1 protein-coding gene is annotated in these 643 nt (G+C 66.7%); it reads left to right on the top strand.

What is annotated here, in order from left to right; genetic code table 11:
* Positions 1-643 (top strand): VacJ family lipoprotein (locus tag JMF90_RS39485; RefSeq protein WP_201326591.1); only part of this gene is annotated, 643 nt, incomplete at both ends.

Genomic DNA, 643 nt, shown 5'->3' with positions numbered 1-643 from the left:
AACCGGGCGATGTACAAGTTCAACGACACGGTCGACACGAACATCGCCCAGCCGATCGCGAAGGGCTACCAGAAAGTCACGCCGACGCCGGTGCGCACCGCGATCAGCAACTTCTTCTCGAACCTCGGCGATCTCGGCAACATGGCCAACAACCTGCTGCAGTTGCGCATCACCGATGCGACGCAGGATTTGATGCGCGTGGCGATGAACTCGCTGTTCGGCGTCGCCGGCCTGATCGACATCGCGACGCCGGCCGGGCTGCCGAAGCATCACCAGGATTTCGGGCTGACGATGGCGCGCTGGGGCATGCCGTCCGGCCCGTACCTCGTGCTGCCCGTGTTCGGGCCGAGCACGATCCGCGATGGCGTCGGCCGCGCGGTGGACGTGCGCTTCAACCTGCTGAACTACATCGAGCCGGCCGCGCGCAATCCGATGTACATCGCGCAGTTCATCAGCGCGCGTTCCGACCTGCTCGGCGCGACCGACCTGCTGAAGCAGGCCGCGCTCGATCCGTATTCGTTCGTGCGCGACGCGTACCTGCAGCAGCGCAAGTCGCTCACGTATCACGGCCAGTCGGCGTCGGCCGCGGCGCCGAACTACGCGGAGCCGGGTGAAGCCGGTGCAGTGCCGGCGGCCACGCCGA

The sequence above is a fragment of the Burkholderia sp. E168m23 genome, assembly GCF_016586125.1.
Taxonomy (GTDB): domain Bacteria; phylum Pseudomonadota; class Gammaproteobacteria; order Burkholderiales; family Burkholderiaceae; genus Burkholderia; species Burkholderia orbicola.
The sequence above is the reverse complement of the archived record's forward strand: the minus strand, read 5'-3'. Positions and strand labels throughout refer to the sequence as shown.